This window comes from Mesorhizobium sp. B2-3-2 (assembly GCF_006442295.1).
Lineage (GTDB): Bacteria > Pseudomonadota > Alphaproteobacteria > Rhizobiales > Rhizobiaceae > Mesorhizobium.
This window is the reverse complement of the sequence record NZ_VFWA01000003.1, coordinates 65,023-89,187: the sequence shown is the minus strand read 5'-3', so window position 1 is coordinate 89,187 and position 24,165 is coordinate 65,023. Positions and strand designations below refer to the sequence as shown.

The window sequence follows — 24,165 nt, the reverse complement described above, 5'->3', positions numbered from 1 at the left end:
GAAGGGCACCCGCGCACGCTGAAACGGCGCGGCCCTTCCTCATATGAAGGACAAGACATGTTCAATCACCACAAAGTGGAAATCGAATGGGGCGGTCGCCCGCTCATCCTCGAAACCGGCAAGATCGCGCGCCAGGCCGACGGCGCCGTGCTCGCCACCTACGGCGAGACTAAGGTTCTCGCCACGGTCGTTTCGATGAAGGAGCCCAAGCCGGGCCTCGACTTCTTTCCGCTGACCGTCAATTACCAGGAAAAGACCTACGCCGCCGGCAAGATCCCGGGCGGCTATTTCAAGCGTGAAGGTCGTCCGAGCGAAAAGGAAACGCTGGTTTCGCGCCTCATCGACCGCCCGATCCGCCCACTCTTTGCCGACGGCTACAAGAACGACACGCAGATCGTCGTCACCGTCGTCCAGCATGATCTCGAGAACGATCCGGACATCCTGTCGATCGTCGCCACCTCGGCGGCCCTGACCCTGTCTGGTGTGCCCTTCATGGGCCCGATCGGCGGCGCCCGCGTCGGCTACATCAACGGCGAATACGTGCTCAACCCGCATGTCGACGAGATGCAGGAATCCAAGCTCGACCTCGTTGTCGCCGGCACCGCCGACGCCGTGCTGATGGTCGAGTCAGAAGCCAAGGAACTCGGCGAAGACCTGATGCTCGGCGCGGTCATGTTCGGCCATCGCGGTTTCCAGCCGGTGATCGACGCGATTATCAAGCTGGCCGAGGTCGCCGCCAAGGACCCGCGCGACTTCACCGCGCCGGACTATTCCGCTCTCGAAGCCGAGATGCTGAAGATCGTCGGCGACGAGCTTCGCGACGCGTACAAGATCACCGACAAGCAAAAGCGCTATGCCGCCGTGGACGCCGTCAAGGCCAAGGTCAAGGCGGCCTTCGCTCCGGCCGAAGGCGAAGAGCCGAAATATTCCTCCGAGCAGATCGGCAGCGTATTCAAGGAGCTCCAGGCCAAGGTCGTGCGCTGGAACATTCTCGACACCGGTTCGCGCATCGACGGCCGTGACCTGAAGACCGTGCGCAAGATCGTGTCCGAGGTCGGCGTCCTGCCGCGCACCCATGGTTCGGCGCTGTTCACCCGAGGCGAGACCCAGGCGCTGGTCGTCGCCACGCTGGGCACCGGCGAGGACGAGCAGTATGTCGATTCGCTGACCGGCATGTACAAGGAGAAGTTCCTCCTCCACTACAACTTCCCTCCCTATTCCGTCGGTGAGACCGGCCGCATGGGCTCGCCCGGCCGCCGCGAGATCGGCCACGGCAAGCTCGCCTGGCGCGCCATCCGCCCGATGCTGCCGACATCAGACCAGTTCCCCTACACGCTGCGCGTCGTCTCGGAGATCACCGAGTCCAACGGCTCGTCGTCGATGGCAACCGTCTGCGGCACCTCGTTGGCGCTGATGGACGCCGGCGTGCCGCTGGCAAAGCCCGTCGCCGGTATCGCCATGGGTCTGATCAAGGAAGGTGAGCGCTTCGCCGTGCTCTCCGACATCCTGGGCGACGAGGATCACCTCGGCGACATGGATTTCAAGGTCGCCGGCACCACCAACGGCATCACCTCCTTGCAGATGGACATCAAGATCGAAGGCATCACCGAGGAGATCATGAAGATCGCTCTCGACCAGGCCAAGGACGGTCGCCAGCATATTCTCGGCGAAATGGGCCACGCGCTGTCCGGCGCGCGCGCCGAGCTCGGCGAGTTCGCGCCGCGCATCGAGGTCATGCACATCCCGACCGACAAGATCCGCGACGTGATCGGTTCCGGCGGCAAGGTCATCCGCGAGATCGTCGAGAAGACCGGCGCCAAGATCAACATCGAGGATGACGGCACGGTGAAGATCGCTTCGGCGAACGCCAAGGAGATCGAGGCGGCGAAGAAGTGGATCCATACCATCGTCGCCGAGCCGGAAGTCGGCGAAATCTACGAAGGCACGGTCGTCAAGACAGCCGACTTCGGCGCCTTCGTCAACTTCTTCGGCCCGCGTGACGGCCTCGTCCACATCTCGCAGCTTGCCAACGACCGGGTCGCCAAGACTTCGGACGTCGTCAAGGAAGGCGACAAGGTGTGGGTCAAGCTGATGGGCTTCGACGAGCGCGGCAAGGTCCGCCTGTCGATGAAAGTCGTCGACCAGGCCACCGGCAAGGAAATCGTTCGCGACAAGAAGGCCGAGAGCGAAGAAAACGCCGCCTGAACGGGCTGACGGAAAAATCGAAGCGGGCGCGGCTCATGTCGCGCCCGCTTTCGTTTATGGAGCAAAGGCATGTCCGCTGAAGCGCTGAAGACGCTGTTCCATCCATTCGAGGCCGAGGCGGTCGCCTTGCCGCGAAAGGGCGAGCGCGTGCTTTTTCTCGGGGCCGAATCCGGCTTGCGGACACCGCAGGACTTCGACGCCGAGCTGCACGTGGTGCAAGGCTTCCGGCCGCACTTTCGCGCGCTGCAAGCCGCAGGCTTCACTGTCACCGCGCAAACGCAAGGCGATGGCTTTGAGGCCGCGCTGGTGCTTGCGGGCCGCCATCGCGGCCAGAACGAGCTGCGCATCGCGGAAGCGCTGGAGCGTGTCGCCGAGGGCGGATTGATCGTCATTGCCGGCGGCAAGGATGACGGCATCGCCAGCCTGCGCAAGCGCATCGACGAGCTTGTGCCGCTCGAAGGCCATCTGCCCAAATATCACGGCATCGCCTTCTGGCTTCGCCGTCCGGCCGGGGCGACGGCAGCAGCCGCGCTGCGTGCCGCCAATCCCGCCGGGCTGGTCGACGGCCGCTTCAGCACGGCGCCCGGCATGTTTTCCTTTGATCGTGTCGATGCCGGTTCGAAGTTGCTGGCGGACCATCTTCCAGCCGACCTGCGCGGCCATGTCGCCGATTTCTGCGCCGGCTGGGGCTATCTGGCGGCGGAGATGGAAGCGCGTTCGCCCGGCATCTCGGCACTTGATCTCTATGAGGCGGATTTCGCGTCTCTCGAAGCCGCCAAAGCCAATCTTGCAATGGCCGGCCAGTCGGTTGCGAAAGGTTTCTTCTGGACGGACCTGCAGGGCGAGCCGGTCGAGCGTCGCTACGACGCGGTCGTCATGAACCCGCCCTTTCATCGCAGCCGGGCGGCTGAACCGGAGATCGGCGCCGGCCTGATCCGGGCAGCGGCAAAGGCGCTGAAGCCGGGAGCACGGCTGTACATGGTGGCGAACCGCCAGCTACCCTACGAGCCCGTGCTGGCCGCTGCCTTCTCCAGCCATGCCGAGCTCGCCCGTGACGGCATGTTCAAGGTTCTTTCCGCGCGTCGCTGACACGCAACGGCGTGGCACTCAGTGCAGATTGGCGACGCGCCTCGAATCCTCGACGACATGTTCCGCGCCGGCCATGACCGCAAGCGGCGCCGGACGGCCGAACAGATAGCCTTGCACCACCTCGCAACCGGCAGCCCTGAGCAGGGTCGCCTGGTCCTCTGTCTCGACACCCTCGGCAATGATACTGACGCCGAGTGCTCGCGAGAGGCCGACAATGGTCGATACGACGGCGCCGGAGCTCGAATCCGTATCGATGCGGCTGACGAAGGAGCGGTCGATCTTCAGCTTGCCGAAGGAGAAATCGATCAGGTAGCTGAGATTGGAATAGCCGGTGCCGAAATCGTCAACGGCAACCGAGATGCCCATATCGGCAAGCTCTTTCAGGATGGCGGCGGCGCGGTCGCGATCCTGCATCATGGCCGTCTCGGTGACTTCCAGCTCCAGCCGCGACGGCTTGATGCCGGTGGTCCGCATCGTGTCGCGCACGAGGCCGATGAAGTCCTTGGTCATGAACTGGACCGGCGAGATGTTGACGGCGACGAAGCAGTCGTCGGGCAAATGGCGGGCGTCGCTGCATGCCTTGCGCAGAACCCATTCGCCGATCGGATTGATCATGCCGGTTTCCTCGGCGATCTGGATGAACTCCAGAGGCGGGATCATGCCGCGTTCTGGATGGTTCCAGCGGATCAGCGCTTCATAGCCGACGATGCGGCCGCTCGGCAGGTCCAACTGGGGCTGATAGTGAAGGTCGAAATCACCGCGCTCGAATGCGATGTGCAGCTCGGATTCGACCCATTGGCGATGATCGGCGACCCGGCCCATCTCGGTATCGAAGACCGACCAGTTGCCGACTCCCCTGGCGCGCGCATTTTGCAGCGCCAGGTTGGAGCGGCGCAGGATGAGGACTGGGTCGACGCCGTCCTTGGGCATCGCCACGATGCCCACCGACAGGCTCACCGATTGCTGGTGGCTGCTGAGCTCATAGGGCTCCATCATCTCGTCGATGAGCCTCTCCACCATAGCTTCCATCGTGCCCTGGATCTGATGATCAGGAAGCAGCACCGCGAACTCGCCGGCGCCGATGCGTCCGATCAGCACGCGCTCGGGCACGCAGGCCTGCAGCCGCTTGGTGAAGGCCCGGATCAGTTCGTCGCCCTGGCTGTAGCCGATCGCGTCGTTGATCTGCTTGAACCGGTCGATGTCGATGTCGATGAGGAACATCGGGGCCCCGGTGCGGCTCGTCGCGCAGGCTGCCTCGGCGATCTTGCCGACCATTGCCGGACGCGCCAGCAATCCGGTCAGCTTGTCGAACTGGGTTTCGTTGAAGACGAAATCAGCCGATTCATCGACGCCGGCGAAGAAAGACATCGCGGCTCCCGCCGCCGCCAGCGCGCAAAGGGCAGCCATGATCGCCACCATCACGTCCGCCGGCATGCCGGCAAAGCCGTCGCCAAGCGCGTGCTTCAGGCCCCAGATGCCGAGGATGAAACTGCCAATGCCCGAACTGGCTATGGTGATCAGCCGGAACACCGGTGTGCGGTTCGGGTTGCTGACGGCAGGCATTGAAAGTCCCCAAATTGCGGGACTTTGTAGCGGATAGGCCCTTAAAATGAGTTTCCGCGAATGCATCCAATTTTATTGGAAGGGAATTATTTCTTCACAGGAGAAAAGACTGTTTCGCGAAATGGCCTATTCGCTCGCGCGATCCGTCTGCTTCAGCTCATCGAGCGTCGGCATGGAAACGATATGATAGCCTGAATCGACATAGTGGATTTCGCCGGTGACGCCGGAAGCGAGGTCGGACAGGAGATAGAGTGCCGAGCCGCCGACCTCGTCGATGGTTACGGTGCGGCGCAGCGGAGAATTGCGCTGCTGGTAAGAGAACATGTGGCGCGCATCGGAAATACCGGCGCCGGCAAGCGTTCGCACCGGTCCCGCCGATATGCCGTTCACCCTGATGCCGCGCGGGCCGTAATCGTTGGCGAGATAGCGCACGCTGGCTTCGAGGCCGGCCTTGGCGACGCCCATGACGTTATAGTTCGGCATGACGCGCACCGAACCGGCATAGGTCAGGGTGATCATCGATCCGCCATCCTGCATCAGGGCCGCGGCGTGGCGCGCGACCTCGGTGAAGGAGTAGCAGGAGATGACCATGGTGCGGACGAAATTGTCCCGGCTGGTGTCGGCGTAGAGGCCCTTGAGCTCATTCTTGTCTGAAAAGCCGATGGCATGGACCACGAAGTCGAGCCCGCCCCAGGCCTTGCCCAAGGTCTCGAAGGTGGCGCGGACCGAGGCGCTGTCCTCGACGTCGCAGGGAACCACCAGCGCCGCGCCGAGCCTGTCGGCGAGCGGCTTGACCCGGCGGCCGAAGGCGTCACCCTGGTAGGTGAAGGCAAGTTCGGCCCCATGTTCGGACAGTTTCCGGGCTATGCCCCAGGCGATCGAATGATCGTTGGCGACGCCCATGACAAGCCCGCGCTTGCCCTTCATCAATCCGTCCATGATCGCCAATCCTCGTGGAAAAAACGTGGCCTTATGCGGAATAGCGCTGGAAAACCAGCGTTGCGTTGGTGCCACCAAAGCCGAAGGAATTGGACAAAACGGTGTCGATCCTGGCGTTGTCGATGCGCTTTCGCACCACCGGCATGCCCTCGAATTCGGGGTCGAGAGTCTCGATATGGGCGCTTTCGCCGATGAAGCCGCCTTGCATCATCAGGATCGAATAGATGGATTCCTGGACGCCGGCCGCGCCCAGCGAATGGCCCGTCAGCGATTTGGTCGAGGTGATGAAGGGCATCTTCTCGCCGAACACCTCGCGGATCGCGCCCATTTCGCGGGAATCCCCCACCGGCGTCGAGGTGCCGTGGGTGTTGATGTAGTCGACCGGGGTGGTGACGGTCGCCAGCGCCTGCCGCATGCAGCGGACGGCGCCTTCGCCAGAGGGCGCAACCATGTCGAAGCCGTCCGAGGTGGCGCCGTAGCCGACGATCTCTGCATAGATCTTGGCGCCACGCGCCTTGGCATGCTCCAGTTCCTCGAGCACCAGCACGCCGGCGCCGCCGGCGATGACGAAGCCGTCGCGATCGACGTCATACGCGCGGGAAGCGGCCGATGCCCTGTCATTGTACTTCGACGACATGGCGCCCATGGCGTCGAACAGGTCCGACATCGTCCAGTCGAGATCTTCGTGGCCGCCGGCGAACACCATGTCCTGCTTGCCCCACTGGATCAGTTCGTAGCCATTGCCGATGCAATGGGCCGAGGTCGAGCAGGCAGACGAGATCGAATAGTTGACGCCGTGGATCTTGAACCAGGTGGCCAGCGTCGCCGACGCGGTCGACGACATCGCCTTCGGCACGGCGAACGGGCCGATGCGCTTGGGGCTGCCGTTCTTGAGCGTGGTTTCGGCCGCCTCGACGATGGTGCGGGTGGAAGGCCCACCCGAGCCCATGACGATGCCGGTGCGCTCATTGGTGATGTCGCTCTCGCCAAGCCCGGCATCGGCGATCGCCTGGTCCATGGCGACATGGTTCCAGGCCGCTCCCTGGCTCAGGAAGCGCATTGCGCGGCGATCGATCATGGCGCTGGGATCGAGCGTCGGCGCGCCCCAGACCTGGCAGCGGAAGCCGTGCTCGGCGAAGGAGTCGGAGAAGCTGATGCCGGATTTGGCGTCATGCAGCGAGGCTTGCACCTCGTTGGCATTGTTGCCGATCGACGACACGATGCCGAGGCCTGTGACTACGACACGTCTCATTCGCAACTCCTTCCAGGAATGCTGGCCACGAAGTCGGCCAGGGCGACGGTCAAGCGACCGCCGACTGCTTGGACAGACCGACTTTCAGGTCCGTTGCCGCGTATATGGGTTCGCCGTCCGCCTTTAGCCAACCATCGGCGATGCCCAGCACCAGCCGGCCACGCATCACACGTTTGAATTCCACGCCATACTCGACCTTTTTAACCGAGGGCGTGACCATTCCCTTGAACTTGACCTCGCCGGTCGACAGCGCCATGCCTTTGCCGGGTTCGCCCAGCCAGCCGAGATAGAAACCCGTCAGCTGCCACAGGGCATCGAGGCCCAGGCATCCAGGCATGATGGGATTGCCGATGAAATGGCAGGCAAAGAACCACAGGTCTGGCTTGATGTCGAATTCGGCACGGATGAAGCCCTTGTCGAAAGCCCCGCCTGTTTCGCTGATCTCGGTGATGCGGTCGAACATCAGCATCGGCGGGTAGGGCAACTGGGCATTGCCCGGTCCGAACAGCTCGCCGCGGGCGCAGGCCAGCAATTCTTCGTAGTCGTAGCTGGATTTCGAACCCGCCATCAATCTCGTTCCCATATGTCCCGGGCGCTGGCGCACCCTTGTCGTTGGTGTCCTAACACAATCTGTTTCAGGCCGGAAACCGGCGTTTGCGCTTAACCCGCCAGTCTTGCCGGGTCAATGCGCGCTATTGATCGCATTCGGACGACAGAATATATGTCGGAAGGGGTCCGGTTTCGGCAGACATCCATTTTTTTGCCATTCTGGACGTGTCTTGAGGCGGAACTGTGAGCTTGGACGACCAGATGGACCGGGGCTGCCGGAAGGAAAATGTCGCTGTGGACAAGCGGGTTCGTGAAGCCGGCCTGAGGCCGACACGGCAGCGCATTGCGCTTGCCGACCTGCTTTTCGCCAAGGGCGACCGCCATCTGTCGGCCGAGGAACTGCACGAGGAGGCCGTCGCCGCCGGCGTGCCGGTGTCGTTGGCCACCGTCTACAACGCCCTTCACCAGTTCACCCAGGCGGGACTGCTGCGCATTCTCGCTGTCGAGGGCGCCAAAACCTATTTCGACACCAACACCTCCGATCATCACCATTTCTATATCGAAGGCGAAAACCGGATTTTCGACATCGCCAATGGTCCGGTCACCGTCACCAACCTCCCGGAACCACCCGAGGGGATGGAGATCGCCAATGTCGACATCGTGGTGAGGCTGCGCCCCAAACGCGCCGAGTGATCGGGGCCAGGCACGTATGAACGGCCAGGCACGTATGGACGGCCAGGAATGAAACCCCTCGATCTGGCTATCCGGCTGGAATGGGCCGCTGTCGCGGTGTCCGCTATCGTCTTTTATGCACTCGCCGGTGCGTCCTGGTGGTTGTTTGCCTTGTTGATCCTGGTGCCTGATCTGTCCATGTTCGGCTATCTCGCCGGGCCGCGCGTCGGCGCCGCCTGCTACAATGCCTTCCACGTTTTGGTCCCACCGGTGCTTTTGGTGCTTGCCGGCAGCCTGTTTGGCAATGCAGCCGCTATAGCGGTTGCATTGATCTGGATCGCCCACATCGCTATCGATCGCGCGCTGGGCTACGGCTTGAAGCTGTCGAGCAGCTTTCAGGATACCCATCTCGGTCGCATCGGCCGCTAAACGGTCCGGCCTGCGGTTCAAACGAATCGGCGCAAGGCCAACGATCAGTCCTTGACCCGTTCGCCGGGATAGGCGCCCCAGACGACGGATTGGGCGAGCCAGCCGGTATGGCCATCGAGCGTCATTTCGCACCATTGGCCGTCGCAGGATTTGATCGTGCCCATGACGCCCGGCTCGACGATAGCCACCACGCTGGCGTCCTTTTCGGGGCTCCTGAGGAGATTGATCTGCGCGCCCTTGCCGCGCTGCCACGGCGCCACGATCGCCGTGCGCCGGCCCGAAAGCAGCGACTGGTTGATCCAACCTTCCGAACCGTCGGCGTCGCGCACGCGGCGCCATGTGTCGAATTCCTGGATGATCTCCATCGGCAGGCCTGCCTTCAGATACATCCAGTCGACCGAGTAGTTGGCGCCCGGCCCGACACGCGAATTGACGCGGCCGGATTTCAGGCTGACGAATCGTGGCAGCGGCAGGCCGCTCGGCCCGAGCGTGACGACGCTCTGGGCGGGAGCCGCTGCACCTTGCGCGCACAGTTGGGGTGAATAGAGCAGAGCGCCGAGAAATGCTGCGCTGAGGGTCAGGCGAAGCGACGCGAAACCAGACACTTTCGTTCCTTTCGGCGCTGGCCTGCCGGCCCCGGCGCCCCTTTTTCTTTGTCTTCGGCGGCACCGCTTGGTACATGGGTAAATCGGCTACCGCGACCGGCTTCCAGTTTCGCCGGTCTTGGTTAAAGAGGTCTCAACGAGGGAAACAATGGCAGGCAAAAAGAAGCCTCTCGTGGTCATCACGCGAAAACTGCCCGACCCTGTCGAGACCCGCATGCGCGAGCTGTTCGACGCAAGGCTGAATGTCGAGGACAGGCCGATGACGCAGCCGGAACTGGTCGCGGCGGTCAAGGAGGCGGACGTGCTGGTGCCGACGGTGACCGACCGCATCGACGCGGCATTGATCGCCCAGGCCGGCGAAAACCTCAAGCTGATCGCCAATTTCGGCAATGGCGTCGACAAGATCGACGTGGCGGCCGCGGCCAAGAAAGGCATCACCGTCACCAACACGCCCAACGTGCTGACCGAGGATACGGCCGACATGACGATGGCGCTGATGCTGGCGGTGCCGCGCCGGCTGGCGGAGGGCGCCAATGTACTCACCGGCGACAAGAAATGGGCCGGCTGGTCGCCGACATGGATGCTTGGCCGGCGCATCTGGGGCAAACGGCTCGGCATTGTCGGCATGGGGCGTATCGGCACCGCCGTTGCCAGGCGTGCCAAGGCCTTCGGCCTCTCCATCCACTATCACAACCGCCATCGCGTTTTGCAGGCGGTCGAGGACGGGCTGGAGGCGACCTATTGGGAAAGCCTCGATCAGATGCTGGCCCGCATGGACATCATCTCGGTCAACTGCCCCTCGACGCCGGCGACGTTCCATCTGCTTTCGGCGCGGCGGCTGGCGCTGCTTCAGCCCACCGCCTATATCGTCAACACCGCGCGCGGCGACATCATCGACGAGGAGGCGCTGGTCAAGCTGATCCAGGATGGCAGGATCGCAGGCGCCGGCCTCGACGTCTACGAGCACGAGCCCGCATTGAACGGAAAACTGCTCAAGCTCGCGACCAAGGGCAAGGTCGTGCTTTTGCCGCATATGGGATCGGCGACACTCGAGGGCCGCATCGACATGGGCGAGAAGGTGATCATCAACATCCGCGCCTTCGTCGACGGCCACCGCCCGCCGGATCGCGTGCTGCCGCTCAGGACTTGAGCGGCTTCGCATATAATGTAAGTGAAAACTTACAAAACAGTCTTGCGCATGGTGACCGAAGTCGGTCGCGCATAACCTTCATGCGCCGTTCTCACGGTCTCGCGAAAACCGAGCCGGGCAAAGGCTGCCTGGTTCCCAGCCAGCTCGATTCGCGTCTGCAGCTCGATTGCGGCTTTGCCGCGGCTGCGGGCAAAATCCTGGACGGCTTGCATCAACAACCTGCCGATGCCCTGGCCCTGACAGTCCGGCGTGACGGCGAGCTTGCCGACATAGAGGTGGTCGGTTCGTTCCAGGGCGAAGATGCAGCCGACGATCCTGTTGCCGCTGAGCGCCAGCAGGCCGGTCTCGCGGCGGGCTTTGTCGCGCAAGGTTTCCCCAGTGAGCAGGTGCGCCGAGGACGGCGGGTCGATGATGCCGTCCATGAAGGCGAAAGCGCGCAGGATCAGGGCGAGCACTTCGTCCCAGCGGTCGAAATCGGCCGGAATCCGGGTGATGATGATATCGGCAGTGCGCTTCAACGTCAGTTTCGTCTCTTGTAGCGGATGGTCTCGAAACGCGCGGCCAGCGCGTCATAGAGCAGCAGCCGCCCGATCAGCGGCTCGCCGATGCCGGTGATCAGCTTGATGGCTTCCATCGCCTGCAACGTGCCGATCACGCCGGTCAGCACGCCAAGCACCCCGGCCTCGGCGCAGGACGGCACCAGACCCGGCGGTGGTGCCTCCGGGAAGAGGTCGCGATAGCCGGGGTTGTACGTGCCGTCCCTATCGGTTTGGAATGGCATCAGCACGGTCACGGAACCATCGAAACGGCCCACGGCGGCGTGCACCAGCGGCTTTCCCTCCGCCGCACAGGCATCGGCCACGACATAGCGCGTCTCGAAATTGTCGGATCCATCGACGACCACGTCGTAACGGGCGACGAGGGCTTGGGCATTGTCCGCGGCCAGGCGCAATGTGTGGATTTCGACAGCGGTGTTGGGATTGATGCGGGCGATTGCCGCCTTGGCGCTGTGGGTTTTCAGCATGCCGACAGTGTCGGTGCCGTGAATCACCTGTCGCTGCAGGTTGGAGAGCGAAACCGTGTCGTCGTCGATCACGCCGAGCGTTCCGACGCCGGCTGCGGCAAGATATTCAAGCACCGGTGCGCCCAATCCGCCGGCGCCGATGACCAGCACCCGCGCTCGCTTCAGGCGCTGCTGGCCGGCGCCGCCAATTTCGGGCAGCACGATGTGGCGGGCGTAGCGTTCGAGTTCTTCGTCGGTGAGGGCGGCGGCGGTCATGGCGCGACCATATAGCGAGAGAATAACCTTGTCAGGTGTTCACACAGCGGTCGGCGCGACCGTGCCGTGATCGACGGTCAGGAACTGAGCCCGGCCGGCCAGGCTGGAAAACAGCGCCGCATCGGTTCCCGTCATGAAAGTCTGGCAGTTCAGCTCCTCCAGGATCGAGAACAGCGCCGCACGCCGACCGCTATCGAGATGTGCCGCGATCTCGTCGAGCAGCAGGATTGGCGTCAAGCCGGACATCTCGCCGGTCAACCTGGCATGCGACAGGATGATGCCGACAAGCAAGGCTTTCTGTTCGCCGGTCGAACACAGCTCTGCCGGCATCGCCTTGGGCCGGTGCCGGACCACGAGGTCGGAGCGGTGCGGGCCCTCGAGCGTGCGCCCGGCGGCACGGTCGCGGTCGCGGCCCCCGGCGAGCGTGCGGCGGAACCGCTCCTCGACGTCGACGGCCGGCGTGGTGGCGATCTCGGCCTCCAGATCGCCCGAAAGGCCGATATCGGCCTGCGGAAACGGGCCGCTGTCGGGCAGCCGGTCGATCATGGCGGCGAGCAGGCGCACCATTTCGGCGCGCGCCGCGGCGATCGCCACGCCTGTCTCGGCCATCTGCGTCTCGATCGCCTCGAACCAGCTCAAATCCCGCGAACCTTCCGTCAGCAACCGGTTGCGGCCGCGCATCGCCTTTTCATAGTCGAGGGCGCGCTGTCCGTGGCCGGGATCGATCGCCAGCACCAGCCGGTCGAGGAAGCGCCGGCGGTCCGCGGCCGGTCCGGTGAACAGGGTATCCATTGCCGGAGTCAGCCACACGACGCGCAGCCATTCCAGCATATCCTCGGCCGATCGCGCCGTGGCGCCGTTGATGCGCACCCGCCTGCCGCCCTCGCCAAGACTGTCGCCACCCGAAATGCCCGTCCCTATCTCGACTTGGCCGTCAGGTCCGTCGAGCCGTGCGTGCAGCGCAAAGCCTCCGTCGCCGCCCTCGCGCGCGACGTCCGCGTAAGGCGCGCGGCGCAGGCCGCGGCCCGGCGTCAACAGGGAAATCGCTTCCAGCAGATTGGTTTTTCCGGCGCCATTGTCGCCGGAAAACACCACCGCGCCCGGCTCAAGCTCGAGCGACAGCGCCGCATAGTTGCGGAAGTTTGTAAGTGTAAGCTTACTTATATGGGTTTGTGCCGGCAACCGCTGCTGCTCTACACCCGCATCGGCATCAGCACATAAAGCGCGGTTTCATCGGCCATGTCGTGGATCAGCGTCGGCGAACCGGCGTCGGCCAACATGAATCGGGCCTCTGAACCGGTCAATTGAGCGGCGACGTCGAGCAGGTACTTGGCGTTGAAGCCGATCTCGATCGGGTCGGCTGAATAGTCGGCGGCCAGCTCCTCGGTGGCGCTGCCCGAATCCGGATTGTTGACGGCAAGCGTCACCTGGCCCTCACTGATCGAAAGCTTCACCGCGCGGCCGCGTTCGGAGGAGATGGTCGAGACGCGGTCGACGGCGGCCGCGAAGCTCTGGCGGTCGATGATCAGCTTCTTGTCGTTGCCGGTGGGAATGACCCGCTGATAATCGGGGAAGGTGCCGTCGATCAGCTTGGAAGTCAGGATGACGCTGCCGATGGTGAAGCGGATCTTGGTGTCCGACAGTTCGGTGGTGACCGCCACGTCGGGATCATCGACCAGCTTCTGCAATTCGCTTACGGTCTTGCGCGGGATGATGATGCCCGGCATGCCTTCGGAACCCGCCGGCGCGTCGATCTCGGCGCGTGCCAGGCGATGGCCGTCGGTCGCCACCGAGCGCAGCTTCAGCTTGCCGCCGACCTCATGTGTGTGAAGATAGATGCCGTTGAGATAATAGCGCGTTTCCTCCGTGGAGATGGCGAACTGGGTCTTCTCGATCAACCCCTTGAGCGCGAGCGAGTCGAGCCGGAAGATATGCGAGAAGGATCCGGCCGAAAGCTCGGGGAAGTCCGATTGCGGCAGGCATTGCAGGCGGAAGCTCGAGCGGCCGGAGGTCACCGTCATGGCGTTGCCGTCCTCGTCCGTCTTCAGCATCACCTCGGCACCGTCGGAAAGCTTGCGCACGATATCGTAGAGCAGATGCGCCGGAACCGTTGTCGCGCCACCCCGCTCGACCTTGGCGGGCGTCGCTTCCGTCACTTCCAGGTCGAGGTCGGTGGCCTTCATTTCCAGGCTGGCGCCTTCGGCGCTGAGCAGCACGTTGGACAGGATCGGTATGGTGTTGCGCCGTTCGACCACGCGGTGGACGTGATTGAGCGACTTCAGGAGATTTGACCGTTCCAGGATAACACGCATGACGAACCAGGCTCGCTTGAATGAATGAGCGGGTCTCCGGCTGGCGGCGTCCCGCGAAAGGTCTGAACAGGCTTCAGAATCTGCGTAAACTGACAGGAAAAAACCAGCAAACGCAAGCCCGCGCGACCGGTTCGGGCCGGCTACGCGGGCTTTCTGGGGATAAAGGCGGCGAAGCACGCCGCCAAGCGTTTTCGAACGGCTCAGGCCTGGTCGTTGATCAACCGTCTCAACAGTTCCAGTTCCTGCGCCAGCGTGTTGTCGCCGCCGGAAAGATCCTCGATCTTGCGCACTGCGTGCAGCACCGTTGTGTGATCGCGGCCGCCGAAGCGCCGCCCGATCTCGGGCAGCGAGCGCGGTGTCATCACCTTGGACAGATACATGGCGACCTGCCTCGGCTTGACGATGGTGCGCGTGCGCCTGTTGGACAGCAACTCGGTCTTCGACACATTGTAGTGCCGCGCGACGATGCGCTGAATATCCTCGATACGGACCCGCTTCGGCTCGCCGGTTCGATAAATATGGCCGAGGATCTCGTCGATGCGATCGATGGTGATCTGCGGCTCGAAAGACTGGCGGAACAGGAGTTGATTGAAGGCGCCTTCCAGTTCGCGGCCGCTGCCGGTCACCGTGCGGGCGACGTGATTAAGGATCTCGTCTGAGATGTCGAGGGAGGCGTCATCGTGCCTGGCGGTGGCGAGGCGCAGCTTGAGCATGCCCAGGCGCATGGCGAAATCGGGGGCCGACATTTCGAGCGCGACGCCGCCATTGAGGCGCGAGCGGACCCGCGGTTCGAGTGATTCCAGCTCCGACGGGGGCCGGTCCGCAGCGACGACGACCTGCTTGGCGCTGTCGAGCAGCATGTTGATCAGGTGGCAGAATTCGTGCTGGATCGACTTGCCCTGCAGGAATTGCATATCGTCGATGATGAGCAGATCGATGTCGCGCAGTTGTTCCTTGAGCGTCAAGGCATTGTTGTCGCGGATCGCGGTGGCGAAGCGCCACATGAAATACTCCGCCGTCAGGTAGACGACGCGCGATTTCGGGTTCTGCTTCAGCGATTCCGCGGCGATGGCCTGCAACAAATGGGTCTTGCCGAGGCCGACCGTCGCATGAAGGAAGAGCGGGTTGAAGCGCACCGCGCTCGACTGCGATTCCGCCACGGCCTTGGCCGCAGCGAAGGCCACCCGGTTCGAGGGCCCTTCGATGAAGGAGGCGAACGTGTAGCGCGGATCAAGCGGCGATCCCAGCACATTGTGGCGGAACTCGCTCTCGGTTGGCCCGCCCGGGCGGGGCGCCGGAGCCCGCTCCAGCCTGCCGGGGCTTACGGTGCCGGCGGCCAGAGCCGTCTGCGTCTGGCGCGTCATCTTGCGTGCGGGCGCCAATTCCGGTTCGGCATGGCTGCGCCCCTGACGGGTGGCCGTGCGCACGATGATCTCGATCTTGAGGATCTCGGGATCCTCGTGCTTCCAAAGTTCGCAGATAAGGTCGAGATAATGGCCGTTGATCCACGAGCGCAGGAACGCTGTGGGCACCGAAATGCGAACTATGCCCTTTGAAGCCTCTGCGACCTTCATGCGCCCGAACCAGCTCGAATAGACCTCGGTACCCAAGCGCGCCTTCAACTGGGCCTTGACCCGGTCGAACTTCTGTTCCGCGTCGCTGGAAGCCGCCATCTCGTCAGCTCCGATCAGATTTCCTGAAAATGGGATTTCATTCATAAGCTCCCTTTCGACGCCGCTCTGCATGATCGAATTCCTTGTCTCTGTACCTGTTTTTCCGCCGGGGATGCGCCTCCTGCATCCGTGTTCCAGCGACTGCGCTTTGCTACGACGCCCGCTGCCGCCGCCGGCAGATGAACGTCGCCCATTATCCAGGGAACCGGTGCCGGCCCATGGAAGCCAGTCCGTGTTGGGTATGTCAGGGCAATGCAACACCGTCCGGCGAAAATCGCCGGCGCTGTCGACCTGCCATGTCTAGTTACGCCAGTCCCCTACCGTATCGAAAAAGAGCAAACCAAACCTGTCCGCGGACTTGGTCCGCGTCACAAACCCCGCCAATTTAAGCTGGCCCATTCAGGCTGGGTTAGGGCCACCCGGCCCATCCCTTTCGATGGACCGACATTACCGAAATCGCTGTGGATAGAGCAAGGCCACGTCTAACGGATTTTTAAGGAATCTGGTTAGGTCCGGCGCGCCGAAGCGCCATGCGGCAGCACTATAGTTTGACAAAGCCATTGTGATTCAAACCCTTTTCCGGCGAATATGAAAAAGCCGGGCTGGCGCGAAATTTTGTGAAATAAATCGCTTGACAGCCAGTTGTTCTCCCGGCGCTTCGCCGCGTTGTGGACAACGTGTGGATGACTATCTGTAACCAATTGGGAAATATTGGTTATTTCTGCGGAGGGGGAATTTTTCAGCCGACACTTTTCAAGTATCTGGACCATCAGCCGGAATGCATATGCCGGCAAAGCATTTCGGACCGCGGACTCCGCTTTCGACGCCGTTTCCGAGTATTCTTTTTAAGTGCTTGCCGGCAAACGAAAAAACCCGGCACTATCGGCCGGGTTCTCAGAAGATCAGTCCGGAAAGGGACGTCAGGCCGACAGCACCTTGAGGCGCTGGGCCAGCCGCGAAACCTTGCGGGCCGCGGTGTTCTTGTGGATCACGCCCTTTGTCGCAGCGCGCATCAATTCCGGCTCGGCGGCCTTGAACGCTGCCTGCGCGGCCGCCTTGTCGCCGGAGGCGAGCGCCTCCTCGACCTGGCGCACATAAGTGCGGACGCGCGAGCGGCGGTTTTTGTTGATCGCCGCGCGGCGGACGATCTTGCGCGTTGCCTTTTTGGCCGAGGATGTATTGGCCATGATGCCTCTCTTCTGATCTGGTCGGCGCATGCGGCATGCCGCAGGGCACAAAAAACAAACGGGCAGCCACAGGGCCGCCTCGGTTGGTGCGGCTTATAGTTCAGCTTTCCCGGCGCGTCAACGCTGGCTTGCGTTCTTTTTGGCTGTCGTCGCGCCGGAGCATTTTTCAGCCACGCCGAAGCACTTGGCGCCCCGGAGGTGCGCTGTCAGCGATTGGTGAAATTCGGCTTGCGCTTCTCGGCGAAGGCCGCCATGCCTTCCTTCTGGTCGTCGAGCGCAAACAGCGAATGGAACAGCCGGCGCTCGAACCGCAACCCCTCGGCGAGCGTCGTTTCATAGGCCCGGTTGACGGCTTCCTTTGCCATCATCACCGACGGCAGCGAGAAATCGGCGATCTTGGCCGCTGCCTTGACGGCCTCCTCGACAAGCTCGCCGGCAGGCACGACGCGCGAGACCAGGCCGGAACGCTCGGCCTCCGCGGCATCCATCATCCGCCCGGTCAGGCACATGTCCATCGCCTTCGACTTGCCGACGAACCGGGTCAGGCGTTGTGAGCCGCCCATGCCGGGAATGACGCCGAGCGTGATTTCGGGCTGGCCGAATTTTGCCGTGTCGGCGGCGATGATGAAGTCGCACATCATCGCCAGTTCGCAGCCGCCGCCCAGCGCATAGCCGGCCACCGCCGCGATGATCGGCTTGCGCGCCCGGGTCAACTCTTCCCAGCCGACGAAAAAGTCCTTGATGTAGGCATCGACGTAGGAAATCGACTGCATTTCCTTGATGTCGGCGCCTGCGGCGAAGGCCTTCTCGGAACCGGTGACGACCATCGCGCCGATGCCGTCATCTGCCCCCAACACGTTTACCGCGGCCACCAATTCCGCCATGACCTGGGAATTCAGCGCATTGAGCGCCTTCGGCCGGTTCAAGGTGATCAGCCCGACCTTGCCCCTGGTTTCAACGACGATCGTTTCATAGGCCATGGCTTCGGCTCCTCTTCCAGGCAATTGAAGATCGATCTAGCTCACCGCTGACAGGTCCGGCAATAGAAGGTCGAGCGGCCGCTCTGCGTGATGCGCTCGATATGGCCGCCGCAGCCAGGCCTGGAACAGGGTTCGCCCTCCCGGTCATACACCGCGAAGGAGTGCTGGAAATAGCCCAGCGAACCGTCGGTCTGCATGTAGTCGCGCAGTGACGATCCGCCGGCCGCAATGGCATCTGCGATGACCGAGCGGACCGCCACGGCAAGCCCCCGGCTTTGCTCACTGGCTTTCTTGCCGGCTTTTGCGATCGTGCCGGCCTCGCGCAGCGGCGACAGCCCGGCACGCCATAGCGCCTCCGAGACATAGATGTTGCCGAGCCCGGCTATCAGTCTCTGGTCGAGAAGAGCGGCCTTCAGCGGCGATTTTCGGCCCTTCAGCAGCGAGGCCAGCAGCACTCCGTCAAGCGCATTGCCGGTGGGTTCGACGCCGAGCCCCGCCAGCATCGGATGGGTGTCCGGCGGCCCTTCGCAAAACAGCATGAAGCCGAAGCGACGCGGATCGTTGAAAACCACGCGCGAGCGGGTGCCGTCCCGAGAGGCGACGTCGAAGATGACATGGTCGTGTGTCGAACTCTTCGACCGCTCGTGATGGAACACGCCGGGCATTTCGGCGGCGTCGGCCGTCTCGATGCGAAACGAGCCCGACATGCCGAGATGGCAGATCAGGGCGGGACCGCTTTCGAGATCCATCGTCAGATATTTGGCCCGGCGTCCGAGCGCCGTGATCGTCTTGCCGGTCAGCCGCTCGGCGAATTTTTCGGGGAATGGAAAACGCAGGTCCGGCCGGCGTGCCTCGGCGCGGATGATGCGGGCGCCTTCCAGAACCGGCTCCAGCCCGCGCCGGACCGTCTCGACCTCGGGCAATTCAGGCATGACCGCCCATATCCGGGTAAAAGGAAGTGCCGTAGCGGCCGCGCGCCAACCCGAGATGTTCGGCCACGGTTTCACCAATGTCGCAGAATGTCGTTCTCAGCCCGATGTCGCCGCCCGTCAGACCCGGTCCGATGCCGATCACCGGAATGCGTTCGCGTGTGTGGTCGGTGCCGCGCCAGGTCGGGTCGTTGCCGTGGTCGGCCGTCAGGATCAGCAGATCGCCCTGTCGCAATCTTGCGAATGCTTCCGGCAGTCGCCGGTCGAAGGCCTCGAGCGCGGCGGCATAACCTGCAACATCGCGGCGATGGCCGAACTCGGTGTCGAAATCGACGAAATTGGCGAAGACGAGATCGCCGTCGCGGGCCGCATCCATTGCATCAAGCGCCTGGTCGAACATGGCCATGTTGCCCGCAGCCTTGCGCACTTCCGAAACCCCCCGATGGGCAAAGATGTCGCCGATCTTGCCGACGGCGATGACGCGGCTGCCACGCGCCGTCAGCCGGTCGAGCAATGTCGGCTCGGGCGGCGGCACGGCGTAGTCGTGTCGGTTGTAGGTCCGCTCGAAACTGGCTGCCGTCTCGCCGAGGAACGGTCGCGCGATCACCCTTCCGATCCTCAACGGATCAACCAGGCGGCGCACCACCTTGCAGAATTCGTAGAGCCGCTCCAGGCCGAAATGGATCTCATGCGCGGCGACTTGCAGGACCGAATCCACCGAGGTGTAGCAGATCGGCTTGCCCGTGCGGATGTGCTCCTCGCCGAACCGTTCGATGATCTCGGTGCCCGGCGCATGGCAGTTGCCGAGAATACCCGGCACCTTGCCCTCGCGGATGATCGCCTCGGTCAGTTCGGCGGGAAGGGCCGGGATCGTATTGGGAAAGTAGCCCCAGTCGAAACGCACCGGCAGGCCTGCTATCTCCCAATGGCCCGATGGCGTGTCCTTGCCGCTCGAAACCTCTTGAGCGGCGCCGTGGAAGGCATTGGCGACGAGATCCGTCCCGAAAGCGGCAAAGCCCAACCCCGTCGCGGTCTCGGCAGCCTTGCCAAGTCCGAGCGACGCCATGTTGGGGACAAACAACGGCCCCTGGCGAAGTCCTTCGCCATCGGCGCGGCCTTCCGCGCAGGCCTCGGTGATATGGGCGAAGGTGTTGGCACCGGCATCGCCGTAGCGTTCGGCGTCGGCGGCGCCGCCTATGCCGAAGGAATCCAGGACGAAGAGGAAAGCACGCGCCATCGGGTCATTGTTGCCGGTTTGAGCATCCAGACATAGGGTTCCACGGCGGCATTGGCAATTCGGAAACCAAACGGCAACCGCTCGGCGCGATAGTCTGGAACCAAGTCATTGACGGATCGCAGGACCGGGTCTCCCATGAAAGCTGCCCTGAAGGCATGCGCCGCTCTCATCATCGCGCAGGGCGCGGTCTGGTCCGGCCCGGCGCGCGCCGACTGGCGCGAGGATATCGGCACGTTTCGCATCGGCATCGTTGCCGAACCCGGAGCAGGCAATACCGTTCCAGGCCTGGCGCGGTTGACCGAGGCCTTTACCAACGCTCTGGGCATGAAGGTGAAGTTCGTCGTTGCCCGTGACTACGCCGCGCTGATCGATGCGCAAGCCAACGCCCACATCGAGTATGCCATCTATTCGGCGGCCGCCTACGCAACGGCGTCACAGCGCTGCGAATGCATCGAACCGCTCGTGGCACCGGTCGATTCCGATGGCGCCGTCGGCATCCGCGCTGTGCTGTTGACGAAGGATGGCAAGGTGCCCAGCCTGACGGCGATGGAAACCCACCGGATCGCCATGCCGCCGGCGGACAGCATTGGTTCTCTTTTGCCATTGGCCGGACTGGCCGCCGAGCACGTCAAGATCGCAGAGGACGCATCGTTTCTGGTCTATGCCGATTCCGCCTCGGCCGCGGAAGGAATGCTGGTCGATGGCCAGACCGATGCCTTGTTCGGCTGGGCGACGGCGGCGGCCGACGGCGAGTCAAGACTATCGGGCACGCAGGCAAGGCTCGAAGTCGCCGGGCTTTCGGCGACCGCCCTTCAAGTCGTATGGACGTCGGGTTTGCTGAGATATGGTCCCCATGCGGTGCGCAGCGATCTCGACCCGGAAGCCAAGCGCCGGTTGACCGTCTTTCTCACCAACCTCAAATCGACGACGCCCGACCTCTACGATCTGCTCGAATCGAAGCATTCCGGCGGTTTCGCCACCGTGGTTTCCAAGGATTACGAGATGGCGCACGCCATCGTGCGTCTGGTGTCGGACGGTGGCGTGCGGCGATAGAGCTCGTCAGCAGTCGCCGCAGGGGATCGTCAAGCTTCGGCGCGGACGCAGATAATAGGTCTCGCCCATCGATATATTGTTGAAGATCGTCGTCAATCCGGCCTTCTGTGAACTGTCCGGGGACCAAGTGATTATCGGCTTGTAACCAAGTTTGCTTTCGACACGGATGAGAAAGGTGCCGGCGACCTTGAGCGTGGATGGCACGGTCGTGGGTGTGTCCTTGGCGGCGTCAGCGCCGTAGACGCCATTGACCACCTTGCGTGACCACACCACGTTCACCTCGGGCGGCGTATCGGTTGTAACCTGTATTGCCGTGATCGTGATGTCCGGCGTCGAGCGATTGTAGGGCTGCAAGGTGGAGGTGCCGATCTTCATAATGGCATCCAGGTCCGCCTTGACGATGGTCGGCTGCTGCGTGACCAGATCCGCGACCATGCTGCCGATGCGGCTGACCTTCTTGCTGGTCTCGATGGCCTGCGAAGCCTCCATGGTGATGAAATACATGATCAGCAGGATGGGGACGATGAGGGCGAACTCGACCGCCGCGATGCCGCGGCGATCGCGTATGAAACCGACCAACTTCCCCCAACATCCTGCCATTCCTGGATGTGCCCCCGCACGCATCATGCCCGTTGCCCTTTTTCCTGGGTTTTGCTTCCGCCGCGAACTCAGTTGTCGAATGGCTCGTTCTGCCAGGTCACCGATGCAAAATGCAGTGTCTTGTTGCCGCCCATCGACTGAGCCAGAAGATCGGTCATGACGGGCCATTTGTAGAAGACCCGCAGCATGTTCTTCGATTCCGCCAGGCCCGGCGTGGTCGCGAAGGGCTGCGAGTTGGTGCCCTGCATCAAAATGATGTTGCCGTTGTCGATCTTGAAGGTGGCCGTGGCCGCGTCGGCGAACGTGGTATATTCGCGAAGGTCCACGTCCAGTTGATTGGGGCAATCCTGCGAGACGATGATCTCTAGCCTGTCGCAGATCATGGTCTTCAACTTGTCCCCGGCGACGTCGGCCGGCCTCAACTGCCCGGTGCGCAATTTGCGCGCGATGTCGTCGGTGATGTTGGCCATCACTTCCTGGCCGGCAAATGAGATGCAGCTTTCCAGGATGGCGAAGACAAGAACCGCGAACGGCAATGCGAGCAGCGCGAATTCCAGTGCCGTACTGCCGCGGCGGTCGCCGGCGAAGCGCGCAAAAAACCGTGCCCGTCTTGCCGTGCGATCACCTGTCGAGACGAATTCGTTGCTCATGCCCTGATCCTGCCCAACCCCCAGACGGTCTCGGCAGGTGTATTAGTGCAAACCAATTGAAGTCCGGTTTGAATGATCGTTAAAGTCGCCGCGGGCGTCTTAACCACCCGCTAACCTGGACCGCGTGCCTACCGGCTGACGCTCATCTCGGCTTCCGAGGATTTTTCGGCTTCGCTCTTGTAGGAGCTTTCGCAATAGGGCGTGCAGGACATGGTCTGAACTTCAGCGCGCCGGTAGATGCGCACCGACGAGGCCGCCTGCCGCACGACGGTGACCTGTTCATCGACGATCGGGCTGCCATCCTGGTCGAGGACGACGAGGTTGGTGACGCCGAAGCCCTTACCAGTCAGCACGATCGTCGAGGCGTCCTGCACGGAAGCGTCGGCGATTGCCGGGTTGCCGACCACGATCGTGTCGGCAGGGCGCGACAGTTTGACGATCTTGGCCTGGTTCATGGTGACCTCGATGCCGGTGCCGGCCCTGGCGGGCATGACAAAGCTCACGGCGGCAAGAAGCACGGCAATCAGGATCGACGATCTCGGCTCGGCCATTGAGGCGCTCCAGGCGGGCGGACTGTTCAACGGAACATGAACGAGATTGGTGAACCAACGGTTAAGCAGGCCTCCCGGCGCCATGTGCCGCGATCGTCATAGGCGCCCGTCCCGTCCAGTTCCTCCCGCGGATCGCAGGTCGCGAAGCGATGCCTTTTTGCGGCTGCTTGACTGGGAATTGCGCCTCGGCCGGTGCTTAGCCCATAGTTAACCACGCAATATGTTCCAACCGGGAAAGGAATCGGTAAGGCTGTTTATTAAGTCGATCGAAAGAGCTTCTCCCTAGATTGGCAGCATCCGATCAACCATCACAGAAGTTGACGGAAGTGCTGTAACACGTGGAGTAGGAGCTCTCGAATGTCTAATCTCATTGCACGTTTCGTAAAGGACGAATCCGGCGCGACCGCTATCGAATATGGTCTGATCGCCGCCCTTATCGCGCTCGCCATCATCGTCGGCGCTGGCGCGCTCGGCAATGCAATCAACGCCAAGTTCAGTGCCATCGGCACCACCTTGAACAGCACCGGCGGCTGATCTGCCTTATTGCTGACTTTCAGCTTGAGTTCAGAACAAGGGCCGCCACATGGCGGCCCTTGTTCTGTCTCGCTGCCCGTATCAATCGCCTTTTTGTTCCGGGCCTCATCAATCATTAATCGAACATGCCTAGATTGAGTGCCGCTTGTTCCGACAATAGGCATAGCGCCGATGCTTGAAGCCCTGATCTTCGTCGTCTTCCCGTTCTGCATGCTGTTCGCCGCTATCTCCGACATGCTGTCGATGACGATAGCCAATCGCGTGCCGGTGCTGCTCGTCGTCGTCTTCGCACTGGTTGCGCCGCTGACCGGCATGGAATGGGCGGCCTATGGCTGGCACTTTGCTGCCGGAGCCCTTGTTCTTGCCGTGACGTTCGGCCTCTTTGCAATGGGCGGCATGGGCGGTGGTGATGCCAAGCTGCTGGCCGCGACCGCCGTGTGGATGGGACTCGACATCCAACTCGTCGAGTATCTCCTGGTCTCGACCTTTATAGGCGGCTTGCTGACGCTCGCCATTCTCGTCTACCGGAAGTCGCCGCTTGCGGTTTTTACCGGCCGTAATCCGTTCCTGCGTCACTTCGCGGATGAGACGACCGGGGTTCCCTACGGCATCGCGCTCGGTTTGGGCGGATTGCTGACCTACCCGGATTCGCCCCTAATGGTCTGGGCGCTGGCCAGGCTGGCGGCCTGAACTTATCGATCATTCCTTGGCTGTGTTGCGGGCTGGC

At 62.7% G+C, this 24,165-nt stretch carries 25 protein-coding genes; 8 read left to right on the top strand and 17 right to left on the bottom strand.

Annotated elements, in window-relative coordinates; translation table 11 throughout:
• Positions 1 to 57: 57 nt before the first annotated feature.
• Together pnp and FJ964_RS09105 are read left to right on the top strand one after the other, a co-directional pair.
• Positions 58 to 2,205, top strand: coding sequence for a polyribonucleotide nucleotidyltransferase (gene pnp / locus FJ964_RS09110; protein ID WP_140550084.1), 2,148 nt, complete (start codon positions 58 to 60; stop codon positions 2,203 to 2,205).
• Between the two features lie 69 nt (positions 2,206 to 2,274).
• The gene (locus tag FJ964_RS09105; RefSeq protein WP_140550083.1) at positions 2,275 to 3,294 is read left to right on the top strand and encodes a class I SAM-dependent methyltransferase; all 1,020 of its coding nucleotides are present in this window, start codon (positions 2,275 to 2,277) and stop codon (positions 3,292 to 3,294) included.
• Positions 3,295 to 3,312: 18 nt separating this feature from the next.
• Here the strand turns inward: FJ964_RS09105 and FJ964_RS09100 are convergent, their stop codons facing one another.
• The 4 genes from FJ964_RS09100 to fabA all read right to left on the bottom strand — a co-directional run bounded on the left by FJ964_RS09100 (position 3,313) and on the right by fabA (position 7,616).
• Positions 3,313 to 4,857 (bottom strand): bifunctional diguanylate cyclase/phosphodiesterase, encoded by a 1,545-nt coding sequence (locus FJ964_RS09100; protein ID WP_140550082.1) that lies wholly within the window; start codon positions 4,855 to 4,857, stop codon positions 3,313 to 3,315.
• Between the two features lie 126 nt (positions 4,858 to 4,983).
• On the bottom strand, positions 4,984 to 5,796 hold the full coding sequence (gene fabI / locus FJ964_RS09095) for an enoyl-ACP reductase FabI (RefSeq protein ID WP_140550081.1): 813 nt from the start codon (positions 5,794 to 5,796) through the stop codon (positions 4,984 to 4,986).
• Positions 5,797 to 5,827: 31 nt separating this feature from the next.
• Positions 5,828 to 7,048, bottom strand: a complete 1,221-nt coding sequence (gene fabB / locus FJ964_RS09090) for a beta-ketoacyl-ACP synthase I (RefSeq protein ID WP_140496770.1) — start codon at positions 7,046 to 7,048, stop codon at positions 5,828 to 5,830.
• A gap of 49 nt (positions 7,049 to 7,097) precedes the next feature.
• Complete coding sequence (gene fabA / locus FJ964_RS09085) at positions 7,098 to 7,616, bottom strand: 3-hydroxyacyl-[acyl-carrier-protein] dehydratase FabA (RefSeq protein ID WP_140496768.1); 519 nt, start codon at positions 7,614 to 7,616, stop codon at positions 7,098 to 7,100.
• Positions 7,617 to 7,858: 242 nt separating this feature from the next.
• On the opposite strand from fabA, the gene irrA reads away from it, so the two are divergent.
• Positions 7,859 to 8,290 (top strand): iron response transcriptional regulator IrrA, encoded by a 432-nt coding sequence (gene irrA / locus FJ964_RS09080; protein ID WP_181165297.1) that lies wholly within the window; start codon positions 7,859 to 7,861, stop codon positions 8,288 to 8,290.
• A 48-nt stretch (positions 8,291 to 8,338) separates the two neighbouring features.
• On the top strand, positions 8,339 to 8,698 hold the full coding sequence (locus FJ964_RS09075; protein ID WP_140550080.1) for a DUF4260 domain-containing protein: 360 nt from the start codon (positions 8,339 to 8,341) through the stop codon (positions 8,696 to 8,698).
• A gap of 44 nt (positions 8,699 to 8,742) precedes the next feature.
• On the opposite strand, the gene FJ964_RS09070 is transcribed toward FJ964_RS09075, so the two are convergent.
• The gene (locus tag FJ964_RS09070) at positions 8,743 to 9,303 is read right to left on the bottom strand and encodes an SH3 domain-containing protein (RefSeq protein WP_140496762.1); all 561 of its coding nucleotides are present in this window, start codon (positions 9,301 to 9,303) and stop codon (positions 8,743 to 8,745) included.
• Between the two features lie 148 nt (positions 9,304 to 9,451).
• On the opposite strand from FJ964_RS09070, the gene FJ964_RS09065 reads away from it, so the two are divergent.
• Positions 9,452 to 10,453, top strand: a complete 1,002-nt coding sequence (locus FJ964_RS09065) for a D-glycerate dehydrogenase (RefSeq protein WP_140496760.1) — start codon at positions 9,452 to 9,454, stop codon at positions 10,451 to 10,453.
• 29 nt (positions 10,454 to 10,482) lie between these two features.
• On the opposite strand, the gene FJ964_RS09060 is transcribed toward FJ964_RS09065, so the two are convergent.
• The 9 genes from FJ964_RS09060 to FJ964_RS09020 all read right to left on the bottom strand — a co-directional run bounded on the left by FJ964_RS09060 (position 10,483) and on the right by FJ964_RS09020 (position 20,050).
• On the bottom strand, positions 10,483 to 10,971 hold the full coding sequence (locus FJ964_RS09060; protein ID WP_140550079.1) for a GNAT family N-acetyltransferase: 489 nt from the start codon (positions 10,969 to 10,971) through the stop codon (positions 10,483 to 10,485).
• Positions 10,972 to 10,973: 2 nt separating this feature from the next.
• Positions 10,974 to 11,732 (bottom strand): molybdopterin-synthase adenylyltransferase MoeB, encoded by a 759-nt coding sequence (locus tag FJ964_RS09055; protein ID WP_140550078.1) that lies wholly within the window; start codon positions 11,730 to 11,732, stop codon positions 10,974 to 10,976.
• 39 nt (positions 11,733 to 11,771) lie between these two features.
• On the bottom strand, positions 11,772 to 12,914 hold the full coding sequence (recF, locus tag FJ964_RS09050) for a DNA replication/repair protein RecF (protein WP_140550077.1): 1,143 nt from the start codon (positions 12,912 to 12,914) through the stop codon (positions 11,772 to 11,774).
• Between the two features lie 11 nt (positions 12,915 to 12,925).
• Entirely contained in the window at positions 12,926 to 14,044 is a 1,119-nt protein-coding gene (dnaN, locus tag FJ964_RS09045) for a DNA polymerase III subunit beta (RefSeq protein WP_140550076.1), read from the bottom strand.
• A 200-nt stretch (positions 14,045 to 14,244) separates the two neighbouring features.
• Positions 14,245 to 15,789, bottom strand: coding sequence for a chromosomal replication initiator protein DnaA (dnaA, locus tag FJ964_RS09040; protein ID WP_140550075.1), 1,545 nt, complete (start codon positions 15,787 to 15,789; stop codon positions 14,245 to 14,247).
• Between the two features lie 848 nt (positions 15,790 to 16,637).
• Positions 16,638 to 16,904 (bottom strand): 30S ribosomal protein S20, encoded by a 267-nt coding sequence (gene rpsT / locus FJ964_RS09035; RefSeq protein WP_140496747.1) that lies wholly within the window; start codon positions 16,902 to 16,904, stop codon positions 16,638 to 16,640.
• A 206-nt stretch (positions 16,905 to 17,110) separates the two neighbouring features.
• Positions 17,111 to 17,884, bottom strand: coding sequence for an enoyl-CoA hydratase (locus FJ964_RS09030; protein WP_140550074.1), 774 nt, complete (start codon positions 17,882 to 17,884; stop codon positions 17,111 to 17,113).
• 41 nt (positions 17,885 to 17,925) lie between these two features.
• A complete protein-coding gene (mutM, locus tag FJ964_RS09025; protein ID WP_140550073.1) occupies positions 17,926 to 18,816 on the bottom strand; it encodes a bifunctional DNA-formamidopyrimidine glycosylase/DNA-(apurinic or apyrimidinic site) lyase in 891 nt (296 codons plus the stop codon).
• The gene (locus FJ964_RS09020) at positions 18,809 to 20,050 is read right to left on the bottom strand and encodes a phosphopentomutase (protein ID WP_140550072.1); all 1,242 of its coding nucleotides are present in this window, start codon (positions 20,048 to 20,050) and stop codon (positions 18,809 to 18,811) included. The genes mutM and FJ964_RS09020 overlap by 8 nt, the downstream gene beginning before the upstream one ends.
• A 135-nt stretch (positions 20,051 to 20,185) precedes the next feature.
• On the opposite strand from FJ964_RS09020, the gene FJ964_RS09015 reads away from it, so the two are divergent.
• Positions 20,186 to 21,103, top strand: coding sequence for a PhnD/SsuA/transferrin family substrate-binding protein (locus FJ964_RS09015; protein ID WP_140550071.1), 918 nt, complete (start codon positions 20,186 to 20,188; stop codon positions 21,101 to 21,103).
• Between the two features lie 6 nt (positions 21,104 to 21,109).
• Here FJ964_RS09015 and FJ964_RS09010 read toward each other — a convergent pair whose 3' ends face one another.
• The 3 genes from FJ964_RS09010 to FJ964_RS09000 all read right to left on the bottom strand — a co-directional run bounded on the left by FJ964_RS09010 (position 21,110) and on the right by FJ964_RS09000 (position 22,904).
• The gene (locus FJ964_RS09010) at positions 21,110 to 21,730 is read right to left on the bottom strand and encodes a TadE/TadG family type IV pilus assembly protein (RefSeq protein ID WP_140550070.1); all 621 of its coding nucleotides are present in this window, start codon (positions 21,728 to 21,730) and stop codon (positions 21,110 to 21,112) included.
• Positions 21,731 to 21,771: 41 nt separating this feature from the next.
• Positions 21,772 to 22,353, bottom strand: a complete 582-nt coding sequence (locus FJ964_RS09005; protein WP_140550069.1) for a TadE/TadG family type IV pilus assembly protein — start codon at positions 22,351 to 22,353, stop codon at positions 21,772 to 21,774.
• A 128-nt stretch (positions 22,354 to 22,481) separates the two neighbouring features.
• Positions 22,482 to 22,904: a pilus assembly protein N-terminal domain-containing protein gene (locus FJ964_RS09000; RefSeq protein ID WP_140550068.1), complete on the bottom strand. Its 423-nt coding sequence runs from the start codon at positions 22,902 to 22,904 to the stop codon at positions 22,482 to 22,484.
• Between the two features lie 357 nt (positions 22,905 to 23,261).
• Here FJ964_RS09000 and FJ964_RS08995 point away from each other — a divergent pair, with 357 nt between their 5' ends.
• Both FJ964_RS08995 and FJ964_RS08990 read left to right on the top strand, forming a co-directional pair.
• Positions 23,262 to 23,438, top strand: coding sequence for a Flp family type IVb pilin (locus tag FJ964_RS08995; RefSeq protein WP_140550067.1), 177 nt, complete (start codon positions 23,262 to 23,264; stop codon positions 23,436 to 23,438).
• 171 nt (positions 23,439 to 23,609) lie between these two features.
• Complete coding sequence (locus FJ964_RS08990; protein ID WP_140550066.1) at positions 23,610 to 24,128, top strand: prepilin peptidase; 519 nt, start codon at positions 23,610 to 23,612, stop codon at positions 24,126 to 24,128.
• Positions 24,129 to 24,165: the final 37 nt, after the last annotated feature.

Coding starts and splice junctions, on each gene's coding strand:
- FJ964_RS09030 (WP_140550074.1), bottom strand. CDS start 17,884: ATGGCCTATGAAACGATCGTCGTTGAAACCAGGGGCAAGGTCGGGCTG.
- FJ964_RS09015 (WP_140550071.1), top strand. CDS start 20,186: ATGAAAGCTGCCCTGAAGGCATGCGCCGCTCTCATCATCGCGCAGGGC.
- FJ964_RS09065 (WP_140496760.1), top strand. CDS start 9,452: ATGGCAGGCAAAAAGAAGCCTCTCGTGGTCATCACGCGAAAACTGCCC.
- FJ964_RS09100 (WP_140550082.1), bottom strand. CDS start 4,857: ATGCCTGCCGTCAGCAACCCGAACCGCACACCGGTGTTCCGGCTGATC.
- FJ964_RS09020 (WP_140550072.1), bottom strand. CDS start 20,050: ATGGCGCGTGCTTTCCTCTTCGTCCTGGATTCCTTCGGCATAGGCGGC.
- dnaA (WP_140550075.1), bottom strand. CDS start 15,789: ATGCAGAGCGGCGTCGAAAGGGAGCTTATGAATGAAATCCCATTTTCA.
- FJ964_RS09000 (WP_140550068.1), bottom strand. CDS start 22,904: ATGGCCGAGCCGAGATCGTCGATCCTGATTGCCGTGCTTCTTGCCGCC.
- FJ964_RS09010 (WP_140550070.1), bottom strand. CDS start 21,730: ATGATGCGTGCGGGGGCACATCCAGGAATGGCAGGATGTTGGGGGAAG.
- FJ964_RS09005 (WP_140550069.1), bottom strand. CDS start 22,353: ATGAGCAACGAATTCGTCTCGACAGGTGATCGCACGGCAAGACGGGCA.
- dnaN (WP_140550076.1), bottom strand. CDS start 14,044: ATGCGTGTTATCCTGGAACGGTCAAATCTCCTGAAGTCGCTCAATCAC.
- rpsT (WP_140496747.1), bottom strand. CDS start 16,904: ATGGCCAATACATCCTCGGCCAAAAAGGCAACGCGCAAGATCGTCCGC.
- FJ964_RS09105 (WP_140550083.1), top strand. CDS start 2,275: ATGTCCGCTGAAGCGCTGAAGACGCTGTTCCATCCATTCGAGGCCGAG.
- FJ964_RS08995 (WP_140550067.1), top strand. CDS start 23,262: ATGTCTAATCTCATTGCACGTTTCGTAAAGGACGAATCCGGCGCGACC.
- FJ964_RS08990 (WP_140550066.1), top strand. CDS start 23,610: ATGCTTGAAGCCCTGATCTTCGTCGTCTTCCCGTTCTGCATGCTGTTC.
- fabI (WP_140550081.1), bottom strand. CDS start 5,796: ATGGACGGATTGATGAAGGGCAAGCGCGGGCTTGTCATGGGCGTCGCC.
- irrA (WP_181165297.1), top strand. CDS start 7,859: ATGGACCGGGGCTGCCGGAAGGAAAATGTCGCTGTGGACAAGCGGGTT.
- fabA (WP_140496768.1), bottom strand. CDS start 7,616: ATGGCGGGTTCGAAATCCAGCTACGACTACGAAGAATTGCTGGCCTGC.
- fabB (WP_140496770.1), bottom strand. CDS start 7,048: ATGAGACGTGTCGTAGTCACAGGCCTCGGCATCGTGTCGTCGATCGGC.
- mutM (WP_140550073.1), bottom strand. CDS start 18,816: ATGCCTGAATTGCCCGAGGTCGAGACGGTCCGGCGCGGGCTGGAGCCG.
- pnp (WP_140550084.1), top strand. CDS start 58: ATGTTCAATCACCACAAAGTGGAAATCGAATGGGGCGGTCGCCCGCTC.
- FJ964_RS09075 (WP_140550080.1), top strand. CDS start 8,339: ATGAAACCCCTCGATCTGGCTATCCGGCTGGAATGGGCCGCTGTCGCG.
- FJ964_RS09055 (WP_140550078.1), bottom strand. CDS start 11,732: ATGACCGCCGCCGCCCTCACCGACGAAGAACTCGAACGCTACGCCCGC.